This window comes from Oleiphilus sp. HI0066, from assembly GCF_001635725.1.
On the sequence record NZ_LWFH01001474.1, the window covers coordinates 1 to 1014 of the forward strand.

The following is a 1014-nucleotide window of genomic DNA, read 5'->3' on the forward strand; positions in this document are numbered from 1 at the left end:
CCAACAATATACTCTTTATCAGTTAGGTTGGATACATTCAATTGAAGATCCACGTCAGCAAAACGGTACCCAAGCATAGCGTCATATAGGGTATATCCTGCTGTTTCATATATGTTGGTATCACTCACTGTGTTACCAATATAGCGAGCTCCAATACCTGCTCGGAAGCCATTTAGTACGCCGCCGCTAGGAATATACGAGATCCATGTATTTGCCATCTCATCTGCGACACTCGGTACTTTTAGTTTGCTAGCACCTGTCTGCTTTTGCTCAGTATCCAAATAGGTATAAGAGCTTTGGATATGGATGTCTTCAATTTGATGCTGAACAGAAAGCTCAGCGCCTTCGTACGAAGCGTCGATGACTTTGAAGTTCGCAGGATCTGTATCGGTGACGCGGTTGTCTTCATCAATTTGGAATATTGCAGCTGTCACTAAGGTGTTGCTGTCAGAAGATAAGAACTTCACACCAATTTCATGTTGGCTACCTTCGTTTGGATCAACAAGGTTGCCATTCTGGTCAGCATCATTGGGAGTAAAAGATTCAGCATAGCTATAGTAAGGGCTGATACCGTTTTCGAATTGATACATTAATGCAAAATCAGTATTAACGTCTTCTAGGGTATCGCTATAGCTCGTTGAGTCTGCAGCACCATAGATGCCAACACGATCGAAGCTTTGTTTGACGCGATCATATCGCACGTTCACTGAAGCGATCACATTGCCCGCTCTCATGATGTCTCCGAGATAGAGGCCGATCTGCTCATTGGAGCTGTCACGATATTCCCTTGTCGTTGGAATCGTCGTTGCGCCAGAATACTGGGGATCTAATAGGTTGATCTTCGAGTCTGCCAAGAAAGCACCCGGCAATACTGCGTTTGGGTTCATTGTAATGGTTTGGTAGAGCGCTTCGAGCACTGGATCTCGTGCGCGATCGTCAACGGTGTCTGCTTTGACGTAGTCCAAACCAATTTGTGCATTGTGCTCAAGTCCAAGCCAGTTACCATTGGCTTTC

1 protein-coding gene is annotated in these 1014 nt (G+C 45.2%); it reads right to left on the bottom strand.

Going from position 1 to position 1014, the window contains the following annotated elements; all coding sequences use genetic code 11:
• A partial coding sequence (locus tag A3738_RS22815) for a TonB-dependent siderophore receptor (protein ID WP_156504430.1) occupies positions 1-1014 on the bottom strand: 1014 nt, incomplete at both ends.